This is a genomic window from Kribbella sp. CA-245084 (genome assembly GCF_050942355.1).
Classification (GTDB): domain Bacteria; phylum Actinomycetota; class Actinomycetes; order Propionibacteriales; family Kribbellaceae; genus Kribbella.
In genome coordinates this window covers 4,226,114-4,242,579 of the sequence record NZ_CP192053.1, presented here as the reverse complement: position 1 = coordinate 4,242,579, position 16,466 = coordinate 4,226,114, and the positions used below count along the sequence as shown (strand labels likewise).

Here is a 16,466-nt window from a genome sequence, read left to right as displayed (position 1 = left end):
GGTAGCCGAGGTCAGAGGGCCGGCGTCATCAGCGCGAGCATGGCGGCCATGCCGGCGCACGAGAGGCCGTGGCAGCCGCAGAGGGTTCGGTGGCCGGGGGTTCGGGCGGCGTGGACCAGCCACCACGCGGCGGTGATGACGAGGAGGCCGACGGCGGACCAGCTGAGCATCGTGGTCCAGGCCTCGCCGGACATCAGGCGGGGCATCGCGGCCAGCATCCAGACCATGCCGAGGTTCATGCCGGCGTGAGCCATCGCGCCGGCCCGCTCGGGGACGGTGTCCAAGCCGGACAACTGGTAGAAGAAGACGACCGCCAGCCCGCTGAAAACCGCCATCTGGGCCCACTGACCGGTCGCCGCCATCGGCCACCACAGCATCACGAGCATGGCCGGGCTCATCAGGGCATGGCTGACGTCGACGACGGTCTCGATCCCCTGCCAGCGCCTCGTGCTCAGCCGCCAAACGCCGTACAGACCCGTCGCAGCGAAGACCGCGGTCAGGACAATCGTCCAGGCTCCAGTCACCACGCCCCTCTAACTCCAGTCGTCGCAAAGAAGTTCCGCTGCTGGGAACTGTTCCCACAACTCGCTCGTATTCACCAGTTGGGGGTTGTGGCAACCAATCGATCAGGAGTGACGTGGGTACGACGCGCCACCGGCGGTGGCTGATCGGGTACGTCGTCCTGCTGGGCGTACTCGTTCTGGCCGCATCGCTGGTCACCACCGCACGGATGGGCTCGGCCAGTTACCTGCCGATCGCCCGCGACTATCCCGGCCAACTGACCGGGCTCGTCACGACCTTCGTCCGCGCGGTGGCCGACCTCTCCTCGCTGGTGACCGTCGGCGCCCTCGCGTCGGCGCTCGTCGCGGGCAAGGCGCGACCGGTGCGCGAGGCGGGTTCGCGGCGGCAGTTGGAGATCGCCGAGTGGTTCGAGCCGATCGTCGTACGCCGGGCTGCCGCCGTCTGGGTGATCAGCTCCGGCCTGCTGATCGCGTTCGACTCCGCCGACTCGAACGGCCTGTCGCTCGGCCGGATCGCCAGCCCGAGCGCGCTCCGGTTCGCGATGTTCTCCGGCGACTTCGGCCGGGCCTGGATGATCACCTGCCTGGCCGCGATCGTGGTGCTCGTCACGAGCGTGGTGACCGTGCGCTGGGTCGCGTACCTGATCGCGCTCTGGGCAGCCCTCGCCGGCTCGCTCGCCCCGGTCGTCGTCGGCCAGGTCCTGGTCGGGCCCCGGCACGACTTCGCCGGCGACTCGGCCATCTACCAGACGATCGCGGCGCAGCTCCTCCTCGGGCTGGCCGTCGTACAGACCCTCAGGCTCGCCACCGGCCGCCGGAACCGAGCCCTCGACCGCACCCACTGGCGCAGCATCGCGGTGATCGGGGTCGCACTGCTGATCGTGACCGAGGCCGTGCTGCTCTGGTTCAAGATGGCCGGCTCATCGCCTTTCACCTCGGCCACCGGCTGGCTCACGCTGGCCCGGTTGGCGGCTCTGGCGCTAGTTGCCGTCGGCCTGTTCTCGGTTGCTCGCAGCAAGCTCCCGCTCGGCACCGTGCTCCTCACGACCGGTACGGCGGTCTTCGTTGCCTGCGGCATCGCGATGACCCGGATTCCCCCGCCCCAGTTCTTCGTGCCGACGTCGATCAGCCAGATCTTCTTCGGCTTCGACCTCAGCAAGCCGCCGGCGTTCGCGACGCTGGTCAGCCAGTGGCGTCCCAACCTGTTGTTTGTGGCCGCGGCCGTCGCTGCCATCACCGCGTATCTCGCCGGCGCGATCAGGATCCGTCGCCGTGGCGAGTCGTGGCCGGTCGGCCGGACCATCGCCTGGACCCTCGGCTGGGTGCTCATCGTCGTGGTGACCAGCTCCGGTCTCGGGAAGTACTCCGGCGCAAGCTTCGCCGTCCATATGGCGATGCACATGGCGCTCAGCATGCTGATCCCGATTCCGCTCGTCCTCGGCGGACCGCTGACCCTCGCACTCAAAGCTCTGCCTGCCGCGGCCAAGGACGCGCAGCCTGGCCCGCACGAGTGGATCGTCGCCGTACTTCACTCGCGTCCGCTCAAGGCGCTCTACCACCCGTTGCTTGTCTTCGGCGTCTACATCGGCTCGTACTATGGCCTGTACTTCACCAACGCCTTCGGCACGCTGATGAAGTTTCATTGGGCCCACCAGCTGATGAACGCGCACTTCCTGCTCGTCGGTTGCCTGTACTTCGGTCTGGTGATCGGCGTCGACCAGACGCCGCGGAAGCTCCCCTCGCTGGCGAAGCTCGGGTTCCTGTTCGCGGCGATGCCGTTCCATGCGTTCTTCGGCGTCATCCTGATGTCCGACGGTGCGATCATCGGCGACTCGTTCTACCAGCACCTCGAGCTGCCGTGGAAGGTCGACCTCGCCGCGACGCAGCACACGGGCGGCGGCATCGCCTGGGCCGGCGGCGAGATTCCGCTGCTGATCGTCGTCGTCGTACTGGCGCTGCAATGGGCGGTGCAGGACGGGAAGCTTGCCAAACGCATCGATCGCCACCTCGACAGCGGGCTCGACGATTCGTACGACGCCTACAACGCGATGCTCGAGCGCCTTTCCGAACGAACCGGCAACCGACCTGGCGACCGACCTGCCGACCGGACCAAGGAGCCTCGGTGACGCTGACCCGATCCGAGACGAACTCCGTCGAACTGCTGGTCGGCGGGATGACCTGCGCGGCCTGCGCCAACCGCGTCGAGCGGGCGCTGAACAAGCTCGACGGCGTGACGGCCAGCGTCAACTACGCGACTGAGCGCGCGATCGTCACCGGCGCCGGACCGGATCTCGCGGGCCGCGCGACCAGTGCGGTCGACAAGGCCGGGTACGACGCGACCGTGCGCGATCCCGAGTCCGCGGACGAGCTCGCCGAGCAGCTGACGATCAAGCGCGTGACCGCCCTGCGCCGGCGGCTGATCGTGGCGATCCTGCTGGCGATTCCGTTGATGGACGCAACGATCGTGCTGGCCGCAGTACCGTCGCTTCGCTTCCCCGGTTGGGAGATCGTCTCACTGCTCGTCGCGTTGCCGGTTGTCACGTGGGCGGCGTACCCGTTCCATCGCGCCACTATCCGGAACCTGCGTCATCGCGCGGTGAGCATGGACACGCTGGTGTCGCTGGGCATCGTCGTGTCGTTCGGGTGGGCGGCGGTGTCGGTGTTGTTGCCTGGGGCATCGAGCACGGGTGGTCATTGGCCGGGGCTGTCGTCGATCCCGCTCGACACCGGGGCGCTGTACCTCGATGTCGCGGCAGGCATGACCGTGTTCCAACTCGCGGGGCGGTACTTCGAGACGAGGTCGCGGCGGCGCGCTGCCGATGTGTTCGGTGCGCTGAGTCGGTTGGCCACGCCGACGGCTCGGGTACTGCGGGACGGCGCGGAGGTCGACGTACCGACCGGGCAGGTCGTCAAGGGCGAGGTTGTCATCGTCAAGGCGGGCGAGATCGTGCCGGTCGACGGGACCGTGCTCGAGGGCGCGGCGGCTGTCGACACGAGCGTTGTGACCGGTGAGCCGTTGCCGCGGAGCGTGCGGGCCGGCGATCCCGTGATCGGCGGGACGATCAGCACGGACGGGCGGTTGGTGCTGACTGCGACGGCGGTAGGTGCGCATACGCAGCTCGCTCAGATGGCGGCTGTCGCTGAGCAGGCGCAGGAGCGGAAGGCTCGCATCCAGCACACGGTCGACCGGATCATCGTGTGGTTCGTGCCGGCGGTCATCGCGCTCGCGATCGCTGTCACCGTCGGGTGGATCGTGTCCGGTGCGCCGTTCCAGCAGGCGATGGGCACGGGCATCTCGGTTCTCGTCATCGCGTGCCCGTGCGCACTCGGGCTGGCCACGCCGACCGCCCTCATGGTCGGCATCGGCCGCGGTGCCACCCTCGGCATCCTGATCAAGGGCCAGGACGCGCTCGAGGCCAGCGGCGTCATCGACACCATCGTCCTCGACAAGACCGGCACCCTCACCACCGGCGAACTCGTCGTAGACCACATCGACCCCGACCTACTCCGCTACGTCGTCTCCATCGAACACAACTCCGAACACCCCATAGCCCAAGCCGTAGAACGCCGAGCCGCCACCGACGGCATCAACCCCGAACCGGTAACCGACTTCAAAGTCCACCCCGGCCAAGGCGCAACAGGCGTAGTAGCCGGCCACCGCGTAGCAGTAGGAAACCTCGCCCTACTCGAGTCAGAGGGCATCCCCGCCACCGCGCAGGAAGGCGGCGCGAGTTCGGTTGTGTACGTCGCAATCGACGGGCAGCAGGCGGGCTCCTTCACCCTTGCCGATCGGTTGCGGCCGACTGCTGGAGCCGCGATCGAGACGTTGCACAGTCAGAAGCTGCGGACGATTCTCCTCACCGGGGACAGCGAGCCCGTCGCCCGGTCGGTGGCGGCGTCGCTGGGGATTGATGATGTTCGGGCGGGGGTGCTGCCTGCTGACAAGGCGGCTGTGATTGAGCGGTTGCGGGCTGATGGGCGCAGGGTGGCGATGGTCGGGGACGGGATCAACGACGCGGCTGCGCTGGCGACGGCTGATCTTGGGCTGGCGGTTGTCAGCGGAACTGATATTGCGCTCAAGTCGGCGGACATCATCCTGGTGCGGGAAGACCTGCGGGTGGTTCCGGACGCGATCGCGTTGGCGCGGCGTACTCGGCAGACCATTCACCGCAACCTCATCTGGGCGTTCGGTTACAACGTCGCCGCTGTGCCGATCGCGGCCGCGGGACTGCTGAACCCATTGATCGCCGCGGCCGCGATGAGTTTGTCGTCGTTGTTCGTCACCTACAACAGCTTGCGGCTGCGGGACTTCGGGACAGAGCCCGAATAACTCACCGCGGTACGACGGTAAACCCGCGCCCCCGGATCGCCTCGAAGCTCTGCGCGCGGACCTCCTCGGACGGGAACGCCGCGACCACCTCCTTCGTGTCCAGATCGATCCCCGCGACCCGGACCCCGAGCGCTTCCAGCACCCCGGTGATCGTGTTCGTGCAGTGCGAGCACGTCATATCCGGGACCTCGAAAACCTCGTCTGCAGTGTTCATGCCGGTCTCCCCAATCTCCACCAACTCGAGCATTTGAACGAACGTCTCCACGAACGTGTCCACCACCCCGGGCAGCAACCGCACCCCGTCCACGGCCATGTTGGCCAGACACCGCGGCTGCTCCCCCGCCGGCAACAGCGCGTACTGCCGCGAGATCACCCCGAGCAGTACGTCGTACTTCCGCAACGCCTCCTCGACGGTCAGACCCTCCTCGACCGTTGCCCGGCGCAACGTCTCGTGCGCGTCCGCGATCGCGGTCTGCTTCATCTCCCGCAGTACGTCGACCGTCTCCGCGGCGTACCGCACCGTCCCGTCGTCCTGCGCGACCAGCCGCACCGGGATCATCCCGCGCCGGAACGTCGACGACTGCAGACCCCAGAACCAGGTGTTCGCCACCACCGAGAAGATCCCCGAATCCCGCAAGCCAGCCGCAAACTCAGCGGCACTCCGGTACGGCGTCTGATCCGCAAGGTACGCGTGCTGCACCAAGGCGCGCGACGTCGTATCGATCCCGACCCGCAGGATCTCCACCGGGTCCTTGTCGGTCGTCGTCGCGGCCATCACCGCGCGATCGTCATCCGTCAACGCAGCAGCATCCAACCCCGCGAACGCCCGCCAGATGGCCAGCGTCGCCTCCCGCGCCACCACGGGCACGATCGGCCCGAGCGGGCCGCAGTGAGCGACATTCGCGACCCCGCCGCTGTCCCGCCAACTGACCTTCGAGGCAGCACTCACCACCAAGGCAGGCGGACACGGCCGCATCCGCTGATCCACATACTCCAGCTGCGGCGCAGTCAGCCGGCCGTCGAGCGGCACGACCTCAGGCTCGAGTCGGCGCACACCACCAAGACCCACCGGCCCGAACGCAGCACGGCCCGCGACCTCGGCCAGCACCCGGGACGCAGCCGCGCGGTCATAACGGCCACCCGGCAGTCCCGCCATCCGCGACCTCCCCGGCGACCCGTCATCCACGCGCTCCCAGTTTAGGAACCAACTCGGGTCCGCGCGATTACTCCGCGTGTCGGACCCCCGTCGCTGCGGGTCTGGACTTTCGCGGGGTTCGGCAGTTGTCTTGGACAGGTGGAATCCATCGATCGATGGCTGCACCGGCGACACGAAGAGTTCGTCGAGGGTGGGGAGAAACAGCCCGTGCGCGGGCTGGTCGCGGCCTCCTGGGACCGCTCGGTCGCCGCTGGGCTGCGCGCCGATACGGCAGCGCCTTTTGCCTTCCAAGGCAACGAACTCGCCACCTATCGAGCCGAACATCCGCTGTCGGCCGTCTTCCCGATGCTGTACGACGTCCTCGGCCGGGCAGCCGTGGACAGCGACTGTGTGATGGCGGTCGGCGACAGCGGCGGTCGACTGCTGTGGGTGTGCGGCCGACCCGACGTACTGCGCGCAGCCGACGGCATCCACTTCAGTGAGGGCGCCTGGTGGGCCGAGCGACAGGTCGGCACCAACGCCCTCGGTACGTCGCTCGAGGTGACCGCGCCCGTCCAGATCCGATCGGCCGAACACTTCACGGTCCTGGTGCAGCCGTGGTCCTGCGCGGCCGCCCCGATCTACGACCCGGACACGCAGCGGGTCCTCGGCGTGGTCGACATCACCGGCGGCGCCGACGCCAGCTCACCGCAGTCGCTCGCCCTCGTCCGCGCCGCCGCCCGGATGGCCGAGGCCGAGCTCGGCCGGCTGACCATCCTCCGCAAACTGAACGGCGACACCGGCCATCGCATCCGCATCTCGGCGCTCGGCCGCCCGGACGCCGAAATCCGGGTCGACGACCGCGACCTCCGACTCAGCCGGCGGCACAGCGACATCGTCGTACTGCTGGCCGAGCACCCCGAAGGCCTCACCGCCGAGGAACTCTCCGACGCGCTGTACGGCGAGGCCGATCACCGCTCCTCGCTGCGCGGCGAGATGACCCGGCTCCGCGCACTCCTCGGCGCGGACGTCCTCGACTCCCGTCCGTACCGGTTCCGCCGCGACATCGCCGCCGACTGGCTCGAGACGGCCGACGACCTCGACTCCCACCTGCTCTCGTCGGCGCTCCGTCGCTACGCCGGCCCGCTCCTCCCGCAGTCCGACGCCCCAGGCGTCGTCGCCTCCCGGAACCGGCTCGAGAACCGCATGCGCGCCGACGTACTGCGGACCCACGACGTCGACCTGGTCGTCGCGTGGACCCGGTCGTACGCCGGCGTGAACGACCTCAGCGCCTGGGAGCACCAGCTGACCCTGCTCTCGCCGACTTCCCCGCTGTGGCCGTCGACCCAGTCCGAAGTACGCCGGTTGCGCGCGGACTACGGCCTGTCAGAACACGCGAATCGCGATCTCCGCAGGCGCTGACAACAAGCCGTCGATCTCATCGTCCAGCTTCACCAGCGTCACCGACGCGCCCGCCATGTCCAGCGAGGTGCAGTACTCCCCGACATAGTTGCGCCGTACGTTGATGCCCTGGTCGGTGAGCACCTTGTGCGCCCGGCCGTAGAGCAGGTACAGCTCGCTGATCGGCGTACCGCCGAGGCCGTTGATCATCAGCGCGACGTTGTCGCCGGACTCGTACGGCAGGTCGGAGCGGACCGCCTCGAGCATCTGGTCGATGATGTCGTTCGCCGACGCGAGCGGCTCGCGGCTGCGGCCCGGCTCGCCGTGGATGCCGACACCCATCTCCATCTCGTCGGCGCCGAGCTCGAACAGCGGCGAGCCCTTGGCCGGCGGCGTACACGCGGTGAGCGCCATCCCCATCGTGCGTGTGACCGAGTTGACCTTCTCGCCGATCCGGACCAGTTCGTCGAGGTCCGCGCCCTGCTCGGAGGCCGCACCGACCGCCTTCATCACGAAGAAGTTGCCCGCGACCCCACGCCGACCGACCGTGTACGTCGAGTCCTTCACCGCGACGTCGTCGTCGATGATCAGCGTCTTCACGGTCAGCCCGTCCGCGGCACTGAGCTCCTGCGACATGTCGAACGCCATCCGGTCGCCGGTGTAGTTGTTCACCAGCAGCAACACGCCCTTCGGAGACGCGAGCAGCTTGGTGGTCTCGTACACGTAGTCCATCGGCGGCGCGGCGAAGACGTCACCGGGACAGGCGGCATCGAGCATGCCCTTGCCGACGGTCATCACATGGGCCGGCTCGTGCCCGGAGCCCGAGCCCTGGATGATCGAGACCTTGTCGTCGCGCGGCGCGTCGGTCCGCATGATCAGGTTGTACTCCGGGACGTACTTCAAGGTCTCGGGGTTCGCCAGTGCGATGCCCTGCAGCATCTCCGGCACGTAGTTCTTGGGATCGTTGACGAACTTCTTCATCCGGAGTTCCTCCCCTATCTAGCGATTTGAACGCTGCCAGTTTTCTGCGATCTGCTCCATCAGCACGGCGACGGCGGTAGCCCCGGCGTCGACCGATCCCCGGCTGCGTTCGCCGGTGTAGGCGGCCCGGCCGCGCTTGGCGACCAGGTCGATCGTCGCGTCGGCCGCCGACCGGGCGGCCGCTGCGGCACGGTCCACGACCTCGTCGCTGCTCACCCCCTCGGTGAGCGCCTCCTCGATGGCGTCGGTCATCGGGACCAGCGCATCGAGAAGAGTCTTTTCGCCCAACGAGGCGCCGCCGCGCGCCATGATCCCCGCGATCGCGGACCGAAGCATCGCGACGACGGCCGCGCCGTCGAGGGTCGTGGTCGCGCCGGCCGTCATCCCGGCACGCAGGAACCCCGTTCCCCAGATCGGTCCGGAGGTCCCGCCGATCCGGGACGTCACCAGCATCCCGACCTTCTTGAAGAACGTGCCGATATCGGTCCGGTCCAACTCGCCGTACTGCGCCTGGAGTTTCTCGAAGCCGCGGGCCAGCGAGTACCCGAAGTCGCCGTCGCCGACGACCGAGTCGAGGTCTCCGAAGTACTTCTCGTTGGTGAGGCAGGTGTCGATGATCGTGGTCATGACCAGGTCGACCTCACTCCAGCTGTCAGTCATGTCTGCCCTCCTTTGCGACCGGCCAGTTCGGCGAGCTCGGTCAGCGTGAGCGCGCTGACGGGGCCGATGTTCCAGGGGTCCGCGAGTACCTCGAGCTGCTCACCGTCGGGATCGCCGAGACTCGACACGACCAGCGCCGCTCCGGTGAAATCCTCGTCGCGCGTGTAGCCGGACACGGTCACGACAGTGGACAGTCCCGCTCCGGACGCGGCGAGCAGGCCGTTGCTCGAGTCCTCGATGACGAGCGTGTGATCCCGGACCAGCGCGAGCTGGTGCACAGCCAGCTCGTACACCGCCGGGTCCGGCTTCTTCCGCGGTACGACGTCCCCCGCGAACACGGGCACACGCGCCGCGACCTCCGCACCGACCGCTCCGGTCAGCACAGCACGTACCGACGGCTCGGCCGAGGTCGACGCGACGGCAACGGTCCAGCCCTCCCGCAGCGCCTCGGTGATGATCCGCCGTACGCCGGGCCGCGGCGGGACGACCCCGGCCGCGATGAGGTCGGTGAACGTCTTGGTCTTGTACTGATGCCAGGCCGCGACGACCTGCGTACGTTCGTCGTCCGTCGACGGCGAGCCGGCTGCTTTCACCACGTCGGGATCGTCGAGCAACGTGGCCAGGCGTTCCTTGCCGCCGCCGATCTTCAGAAGCTGCCCGTAGTCCTCGACCGACCAGCGCACCGGAAGACCGAAGTGCTCGAACGTCGCGTTGAACGCCGGCAGGTGGCCGTCGCGTTCGGTGTCGCCAAGCACGCCGTCGCAGTCGAAGATCAGCGCTGTCATGCGTGGCCGCCGCTACCGAAGATCTCGATGTACTCGACGGTCATCGCCTTGACCGCGGCGTGGATGGTCCGGAACAACGTCGGCGGGTCCCACTTGTCCTTGGCCCGCGCCTCCTCGAGATGCTCGAGCGACGCCTTCATGTAGGCGACCTTGAGCGCCGTCGAGATGTTCACCTTCGCGCAGCCCCGCCCGATCAGGTCCTGGAACTGCTCCGGCGTCAGCCCGGATCCGCCGTGCAGCGCCATCGGGATCCCGGTCGCGGCGACCAGGTCGGTGATCCGCTGCGAGTCGAGTTCGGGCGTCGAGCGGTAGATACCGTGGGCGTTGCCGATCGCCGGCGCGAACACGTCGACCCCGGTCGTCGCCACGAACCGGGTGGCGACCTCCAAGGACTGGCGTTCGGACTCGGTGTCCGAGCCGACGCCGTCCTCGACCCCCGTGATGCCCTCGATCTCGCCTTCCACGTGGGCGCCGTACTTGCGGGCCTCGGCGACGACCTCGACGGTCTGCCGCTGGTTCTCCTCGACCGGCAGCGCGGAGGCGTCGAACAGCACCGAGTTCCAGCCGGCCGCGAGGCAGGAGCTGATCACCTCGCGGTCCGGGCAGTGATCCAGATGCAGCGCGACCGGCACCGGCTCGGGTGCGACGGTCGCGTCGAACATCGCCTTGAGCACGTCGCGCCCGACCGACTTCACGGTCTTCACCGACGTCTGCACGATCAGCGGCGAGCGCAGTTCCACGGCCGCGTCGACGACGGCCCGCAGGCTCAACTCGTCGACGATGTTGATCGCGGGAACGGCGTACCCCTTGGCCAAGGCCTCGTCGACGAGTTCCTTCAACGGTGCGACCGGCATGCTCACTCCTCCCGGTAGCTCCGTCCAGCCTGCCTCTCCGAACGCTGCAGAAAGGCTGCACTCCGGGCTAGGCCGGCGCGTGCTCCTTGAGGATCGCCATGAAGGCGCGCATCCAGGTCGGGTGGTCCGGCCACGCGCGACCGGAGACCACCATGCCGTCGACGACCGCGTCACCGTCGACCCACTCGGCTCCCCCGGCGCGGATGTCCGGTGCGAGCGCCGGGTACGCCGACGTCTTCCGGCCGTTCAGCACACCGGCCGCCGCCGGGATGAGCGGTCCGTGGCACAGCTGCGCGACGGGCTTCGACTCGCCGTAGAAGTGCTTCACGATCCGCTGACAGTCCGCGTCGTTCCGGATGTACTCCGGAGCGCGGCCGCCCGGAATCACGACAGCGACGTACTCCGCCGGATCCACATCGGCGAACGCGACATCCGCCTGCCAGGTGTGCCCGAGTTTCTCGGTATACGTGTCGAACCCGTCCACGAAGTCATGCACCACGAACTGCAGCTTCTTCACCTCGGGCGCCGCGATGTCGACGTCGTACCCCTCCTCCAGCAAACGCTGATAGGGGTAGAACACCTCCAGGTCCTCCGCGGCGTCACCGGTAAGAATCAGTACCTTCGCCATCAGGCCACTCCCTCTCGAAGACACTCCGTCCACCAGCCAGCCTCTGCCCGCTTCCAACCGCGGTCAAGGGTCGTCTGACCGGGTGGTCGTGTAGACCGAAGGCATGGTTCTTCCTGTTGAGCTCGTTGCGCCCGAGCGGATCGAAGTACGTCCCGGGCATCGGCTCGCAGTACGTCGTCGAGGCGCGGGCGGCGTACCGCTCCTGCTGATCCACGGGTTCCCGTGCACGAGCCGGATCTGGTCGCACAACCTGATCCCGCTCGCCGAGGCCGGATTCGACGTCGTCGCGCCGGACCTGCGCGGGTACGGCGATTCCGATTTCGCGCCGGACGACTTCTACGACTTCAACGCGTTCAACGGCGACCTGACCGGGCTGTTCGACGTACTCGGCTGGGAGCGTGCCGTCGTCGCCGGGCACGACCTCGGCGCGATGATCTCCATCGACCTGGCCAACCGGCACCCGGAGCGTGTGGACCGGCTGGTGATCCTGGACGACTCGATGCCCGATCTGCCGGACGCGTTCGCGGCGGCCGGCATCCCGCCCGGTCGACCCAAGCCCGCTGTCTACGACTACCAGCGTCGCCAGGGTCATCACGCCGACGAGCTGGTCGCCGAATTGGAGACGCCCGAACGGCGGCGGCGCTACATCGGCGAGTTCTACGGGCATCGCCTCTGGTGCCCGCCTGATGCCTTCGACGATGACGACCTGGCGTTCCTGACCGAGCCGTACGGCGATGCCGCCCGCCTGCGCGCGTCCTTCGCCGATTACGAGGTGCTGATGGGCACCCGGCCGCTGTCAGCGCCGGAGCTGATCGATCGCCCGGTGCAGCAACGTGCCTTGGTGCTGATCGGCGCGGACCAGGTCACCGTCGGCGAGCATGCCGAGGAACGCTGCGCGCTGGCCTTCCCGGAAGGCGTCGGACCGTTCTGGGTCAAGGGCGCCGGGCATTTCATGCCCTGGGAACGCCCTCAGCTGGTCAATCGGGCCATCCGCTCCTTCTGCGGCGATCTCCTCTAGAGCTCCCCTAGAGTTCCCCGCCCATCGCGTTGGCCAGTCCGTCGCGGGTCAACCCGAGCGTCGCCAGGAACTCGGCGTCCGCATCGTCCTCCGGGTCGATCTGGTCCGGCAACCGGCCCGCGATGGATTGGGCAAGATCAGGGCCGTAAGCGCGACGAATGATCGCCAGCGCCTCAGCTTTCGTGAGCACAGCCATCTTTGCCTCCCAGGTCAGGCATCCACGGACCAGGCTAGCCGGGTTGCTCCGCCCGGAACGCTTCGACAGCTGTCGGGAGGGTGTAGAAGACACGGCCAGGTCCTAAACGATCGAGGAACCCCGCCGATTCGAGGTCGTCGCGGAGGTCCTGCTTGACCCTCGCCAGCGCCAGCACGATCCCGCGCGAAGCCAGCTCCTCGCGCAGCGCGTCGAGTGCGTCGACCGCGGTGACGTCGATCTGGATGTTCGCCTCGGTGTTCAGCAGCAGCCATCGCACCGGATCCGGTGCGTCGTCGACGGCTGCGAGGGCGCGACGGTGGAAATCCTCGGCGTTCGCGAAGAACAACGGCGAGTCGTACCGGTAGACGACCAGCCCCGGCACCGGACGAGCGTCGGGGTAGTCGTCGATGTCGTGCATACCGGCGATGCCCGGTACGTATCCGAGGATGCCGTCATGCGGTCGCGCGACCCGTCGCAGTACGTCGAGAACCGACAGCGCGACGGCCAGGAGTACGCCGTACAGGACGTCGAGGGCGATCACGCCGACGGTTGTTGCCAAGGCCAACAAAAACTCGCTGCGCCGGAAGGCGGCGATGCGACGGAACTCGCCCAGCTCGATCAGGCGGATGGCGGCGTACACGACCAAGGCGCCGAGGGCCGGGATCGGGAAGGTGGCGAGGAGCGGGCCGGCGAAGAGCAAGGTAGCGACGATCGCCAGCGCGGCGACCAGCGAGTAGACCTGGCTCTTCGCGCCGGACGCTGCTGCGAGGGCGGTCCGGCTGCCGCTGCTGCTGATCGGGAAGCCGCGGAAGAAGCCCGCGGAGAGGTTGGCCAGCCCTAGTACGAGCAGCTCCCGGCCGGGGTCGGTCCGGCCGCCGCCCCGACTGGCGAACGCGCGGCCGGTCAGGACCGTGTCCGTGTAGCCGACCAGCGCCACTCCCACCGCGGGCAGGGCAAGCAAACCGACGTCGTGAAGGGACATCGACGGCACCTGCGGTGTCGGCAGACCGCTCGGCACCGCGCCGACCAGCTCCACTCCCCTGTCACCCAGCCCCGCCGCCCAGGTCACGAACGCCGCAAGCACCACGACAATCAGCGGCCCCGGAAGGCGCGGCGTCCATCGAGCCAGCGCCAGCAGCAGCACGAGCGCGACCACCGACAACACCACCGGGGCGAGCTTCCACTGACCGATCAGCCGGATCGCGGACAGGATCTCGGCCGGCGGCGAATCACCTTCCACCGGAGCACCGGTCAGCCGCCCGAGCTGGCCGGTCATCATGATCACCGCGATCCCGGTCAGGTAGCCGATCAGCACCGGCTTCGACAGCAGATCGGCCAGGAATCCCAGCCGGGCCGCCCACCCGACCACGCAGATCACCCCGACCTGCAAAGCCAGTACTGCGGCCAACGTCGCGTACCGAGCCGGATCACCGGCGGCCAACGGACCGATCGCCGTCGCGGTCAGCAGAGCGGTCGTCGACTCCGGGCCGAGCGACATCAACCGCGACGTGCCGAGCAGGAAGTACAGCACGAGCGGACCGAGCGCGACCCACAGCCCGACCACCGCGGGCAGGCCGGCGAGTTCGGCGTACGCCATCACCTGCGGGACGAAGTACGCAGCGACCGTCAGACCCGCGACGACATCCGCCCGCAGCCAGCTCCGCTGGTACTGCCGCAGCGTCTCAACCCCAGGAATCGGCAACCTGCCCCCTCTCGATCACCGGTGACTGCGCCGTGTCAGTCCGGTGTCAGTCCTCTCCGCGATCGTCGTACCAACGAAAACTTTCTGAGAGGAACTGTCATGTTCGCACGACTGGGGTCGCTGGTCGTACGGCGGCCGTGGTGGACGATCGGCGCCTGGGTGCTGATCATCGCCGCGGTGGCCGCGACGGCCCCGAAATTGACCGCGACCACGGATCAATCCGCGTTCCTGCCGTCGCACTACGAGTCGATCCAGGCAGCACAACTGCAGGACAAAGCCTTCCCCAACGCCACCGCGCCCGCAGCCCTCGTGGTGTTCGAACGCAGCGACGGCGCGCCGATCAGCCCCGCCGACGCCGCAACGGTCGGAACGATCGCCGGCCAGCTGAACCAGGCCAAGCTCAAGGACGTCACCGGAATCCAGGCGGTCCCGCCGACTGGCAACCGGCTGATCCAGATCGCCGCGGTCGAGCTGACCAAGATCACCAACCCCAGCGACACGCGGCAGAACGACGCCGTCAAGGCACTCCGTACGGCGTTGCAGGACAAGCTGCACGGGACGTCGCTGAAGGCCGGCGTGACCGGATCGGCCGCGCAGGCCCTCGACGCCCAGGAATCCTCGACGAAGGGCCTGGCGATCATCGGAATCGCCACGGTCGGTCTGATCCTGCTGCTCCTGCTGCTGATCTTCCGCAGCCCGGTGATCGCGCTGCTGCCGATCGTGGTGATCGGCGCTGTCTCCACGGTGGTCAACGGTCTGATCGCGATTGTCAGCAAGGCCTTCGATCTCAAGATCGACAGCTCGATCACGTCGATCCTGCTGGTGGTGCTGTTCGGCGTCGGCACCGACTACATCCTGTTCCTGATGTTCCGGTACCGGGAGCGCCTGCGGGCCGGCGAGGACGCCAAGACCGCGATGGTCAGCGCCGTCACCCGGGTCGGTGAGGCGATCGCGTCCGCGGCCGGAGCGGTGATCATCGCGTTCATGGCGCTGACGTTGTCGACGCTCGGCATGTTCCGCGCGATGGGACCGGCGCTCGCGATCTCCGTCGCGGTTGCGCTGCTGGCCGGGCTCACGCTCGTACCGGCGATCGTCTCGCTGCTCGGCACGAAGGTGTTCTGGCCGTCGAAGGCGTGGAAGGTCGAGCCGAAGGGCGCGAAGTTCGCAGCCATGGGTCGTGGACTCGGACGGCGGCCGGCCGTCTTCGCGGTCGCTGCGGGTGGGCTGCTGATCGTGCTCAGCGCGTTCGCGATCGGCTTCAACCCGACGTTCGACCTCACCTCGGGCTCGACGGCCGACACGTCCGAATCCACCGTGTACAGCAAGGAGCTGCTCAAGAGCCTGCCCGCAGGCGTCACCCAGCCGTCCGACGTACTGCTGCAGTCGTCGAGCCCGCTGGGCAAGTACCAGCTCGACACTTACCGCACCGCGCTGACCAAGGTGGACGGTGTCGGCGATGTCTCCCAGGCCACGCTGTCTCCGGACAGTACGGTCGCCGACTTCAAGGTCACGCTGAAGTCCGCGCCCGAATCGGACCAGGCGATCGCCACGGTCCGAGGTCCGCTACGCGACGCTGCGCATGCGGCCGCACCGGCCGGTACGACGGCGGTCGTCGGCGGGCTGACCTCGGTGTTCGTCGACTTCCAGGACGCGATGAACCACGACTACCGCATCGTGTTCCCGGTCGCGGCGATCCTGATCATGATCGTGCTCGCACTGCTACTGCGCAGTCTGGTCGCGCCGTGGTACCTGATGGCGTCGGTGTTCCTCGGCTTCGGGGCGACGCTCGGTGCGTCGGTGCTGGTGTTCCAGCATCTGCAGCACAACTCGGGGCTGATCTTCACCCTGCCGGTGATCATGTACCTGTTCGTGGTTGCTCTCGGCACCGACTACAACATCCTGATGGTCGCCCGATTGCGCGAGGAAGCACGGGAGGGACACGACCCGAAGCGGGCCGCGGCCTTGGCCTTGCACCACACCGGCCCGACCATCGCCGCCGCCGGCCTGATCCTCGCCGGCACGTTCGCGTCGATGATGCTGGCCGGCAACAACGTCCTCTCGCAGATGGGCTTCGCGATCTCCGCGGGGATCGCGATCGCGGCCTTCGTGATGGCGATGTTCTTCACCCCCGCGCTCACCGCCCTCATCGGCCACCGCGCCTGGTGGCCAGGCCACGCCGACGCCCAACGCGAGCCGCAACAGCCGAACCGGGAGGAAGAACTGACCTCTGTGTGAGTGTCCCTGGATGTCCCGGC

Annotated in this window: 14 protein-coding genes; 5 read left to right on the top strand and 9 right to left on the bottom strand. The window is 68.2% G+C overall.

From position 1 onward, the window contains the following. Positions 1-11 precede the first annotated feature (11 nt). Entirely contained in the window at positions 12-524 is a 513-nt protein-coding gene (locus tag ACQPYH_RS20365) for a DUF5134 domain-containing protein (RefSeq protein ID WP_432893577.1), read from the bottom strand. Positions 525-637: 113 nt separating this feature from the next. On the opposite strand from ACQPYH_RS20365, the gene ACQPYH_RS20360 reads away from it, so the two are divergent. Both ACQPYH_RS20360 and ACQPYH_RS20355 read left to right on the top strand, forming a co-directional pair. Then, a complete protein-coding gene (locus ACQPYH_RS20360; protein WP_432893574.1) occupies positions 638-2,647 on the top strand; it encodes a cytochrome c oxidase assembly protein in 2,010 nt (669 codons plus the stop codon). A 47-nt stretch (positions 2,648-2,694) separates the two neighbouring features. Further along, positions 2,695-4,851 (top strand): heavy metal translocating P-type ATPase, encoded by a 2,157-nt coding sequence (locus ACQPYH_RS20355; protein ID WP_432894437.1) that lies wholly within the window; start codon positions 2,695-2,697, stop codon positions 4,849-4,851. A 1-nt stretch (position 4,852) separates the two neighbouring features. Here the strand turns inward: ACQPYH_RS20355 and ACQPYH_RS20350 are convergent, their stop codons facing one another. Continuing rightward, positions 4,853-6,007, bottom strand: a complete 1,155-nt coding sequence (locus ACQPYH_RS20350) for a heavy-metal-associated domain-containing protein (RefSeq protein WP_432893572.1) — start codon at positions 6,005-6,007, stop codon at positions 4,853-4,855. Between the two features lie 138 nt (positions 6,008-6,145). Here ACQPYH_RS20350 and ACQPYH_RS20345 point away from each other — a divergent pair, with 138 nt between their 5' ends. Beyond that, positions 6,146-7,408 carry a GAF domain-containing protein gene (locus ACQPYH_RS20345; RefSeq protein WP_432893570.1) on the top strand — a complete coding sequence of 421 codons (1,263 nt, stop codon included), beginning with the start codon at positions 6,146-6,148 and terminating at the stop codon, positions 7,406-7,408. Here ACQPYH_RS20345 and dhaK read toward each other — a convergent pair. From dhaK to ACQPYH_RS20320, 5 genes are all read right to left on the bottom strand, one after another. After that, positions 7,373-8,368 (bottom strand): dihydroxyacetone kinase subunit DhaK, encoded by a 996-nt coding sequence (gene dhaK / locus ACQPYH_RS20340; protein WP_432893567.1) that lies wholly within the window; start codon positions 8,366-8,368, stop codon positions 7,373-7,375. The genes ACQPYH_RS20345 and dhaK overlap by 36 nt on opposite strands. Before the next feature lie 18 nt (positions 8,369-8,386). After that, positions 8,387-9,028, bottom strand: coding sequence for a dihydroxyacetone kinase subunit DhaL (dhaL, locus tag ACQPYH_RS20335; protein WP_432893564.1), 642 nt, complete (start codon positions 9,026-9,028; stop codon positions 8,387-8,389). Beyond that, on the bottom strand, positions 9,025-9,813 hold the full coding sequence (locus ACQPYH_RS20330; protein ID WP_432893562.1) for an HAD-IA family hydrolase: 789 nt from the start codon (positions 9,811-9,813) through the stop codon (positions 9,025-9,027). The genes dhaL and ACQPYH_RS20330 overlap by 4 nt, the downstream gene beginning before the upstream one ends. Beyond that, positions 9,810-10,667 (bottom strand): class II fructose-bisphosphate aldolase, encoded by an 858-nt coding sequence (locus ACQPYH_RS20325; protein WP_432893559.1) that lies wholly within the window; start codon positions 10,665-10,667, stop codon positions 9,810-9,812. Before ACQPYH_RS20325 ends, ACQPYH_RS20330 begins: the two co-directional genes overlap by 4 nt. 67 nt (positions 10,668-10,734) lie before the next feature. Next, positions 10,735-11,295 carry a DJ-1/PfpI family protein gene (locus ACQPYH_RS20320; protein ID WP_432893556.1) on the bottom strand — a complete coding sequence of 187 codons (561 nt, stop codon included), beginning with the start codon at positions 11,293-11,295 and terminating at the stop codon, positions 10,735-10,737. A 103-nt stretch (positions 11,296-11,398) separates the two neighbouring features. Between ACQPYH_RS20320 and ACQPYH_RS20315 the strand changes: the two genes are divergently transcribed. Then, positions 11,399-12,313 carry an alpha/beta fold hydrolase gene (locus ACQPYH_RS20315; RefSeq protein WP_432893553.1) on the top strand — a complete coding sequence of 305 codons (915 nt, stop codon included), beginning with the start codon at positions 11,399-11,401 and terminating at the stop codon, positions 12,311-12,313. A 7-nt stretch (positions 12,314-12,320) separates the two neighbouring features. On the opposite strand, the gene ACQPYH_RS20310 is transcribed toward ACQPYH_RS20315, so the two are convergent. After that, positions 12,321-12,509: a hypothetical protein gene (locus ACQPYH_RS20310; RefSeq protein ID WP_432893550.1), complete on the bottom strand. Its 189-nt coding sequence runs from the start codon at positions 12,507-12,509 to the stop codon at positions 12,321-12,323. 34 nt (positions 12,510-12,543) lie between these two features. Next, positions 12,544-14,211 carry a SulP family inorganic anion transporter gene (locus ACQPYH_RS20305; protein WP_432893547.1) on the bottom strand — a complete coding sequence of 556 codons (1,668 nt, stop codon included), beginning with the start codon at positions 14,209-14,211 and terminating at the stop codon, positions 12,544-12,546. Between the two features lie 99 nt (positions 14,212-14,310). On the opposite strand from ACQPYH_RS20305, the gene ACQPYH_RS20300 reads away from it, so the two are divergent. Continuing rightward, positions 14,311-16,446, top strand: coding sequence for an MMPL family transporter (locus ACQPYH_RS20300; protein WP_432893545.1), 2,136 nt, complete (start codon positions 14,311-14,313; stop codon positions 16,444-16,446). Positions 16,447-16,466 lie beyond the last annotated feature (20 nt).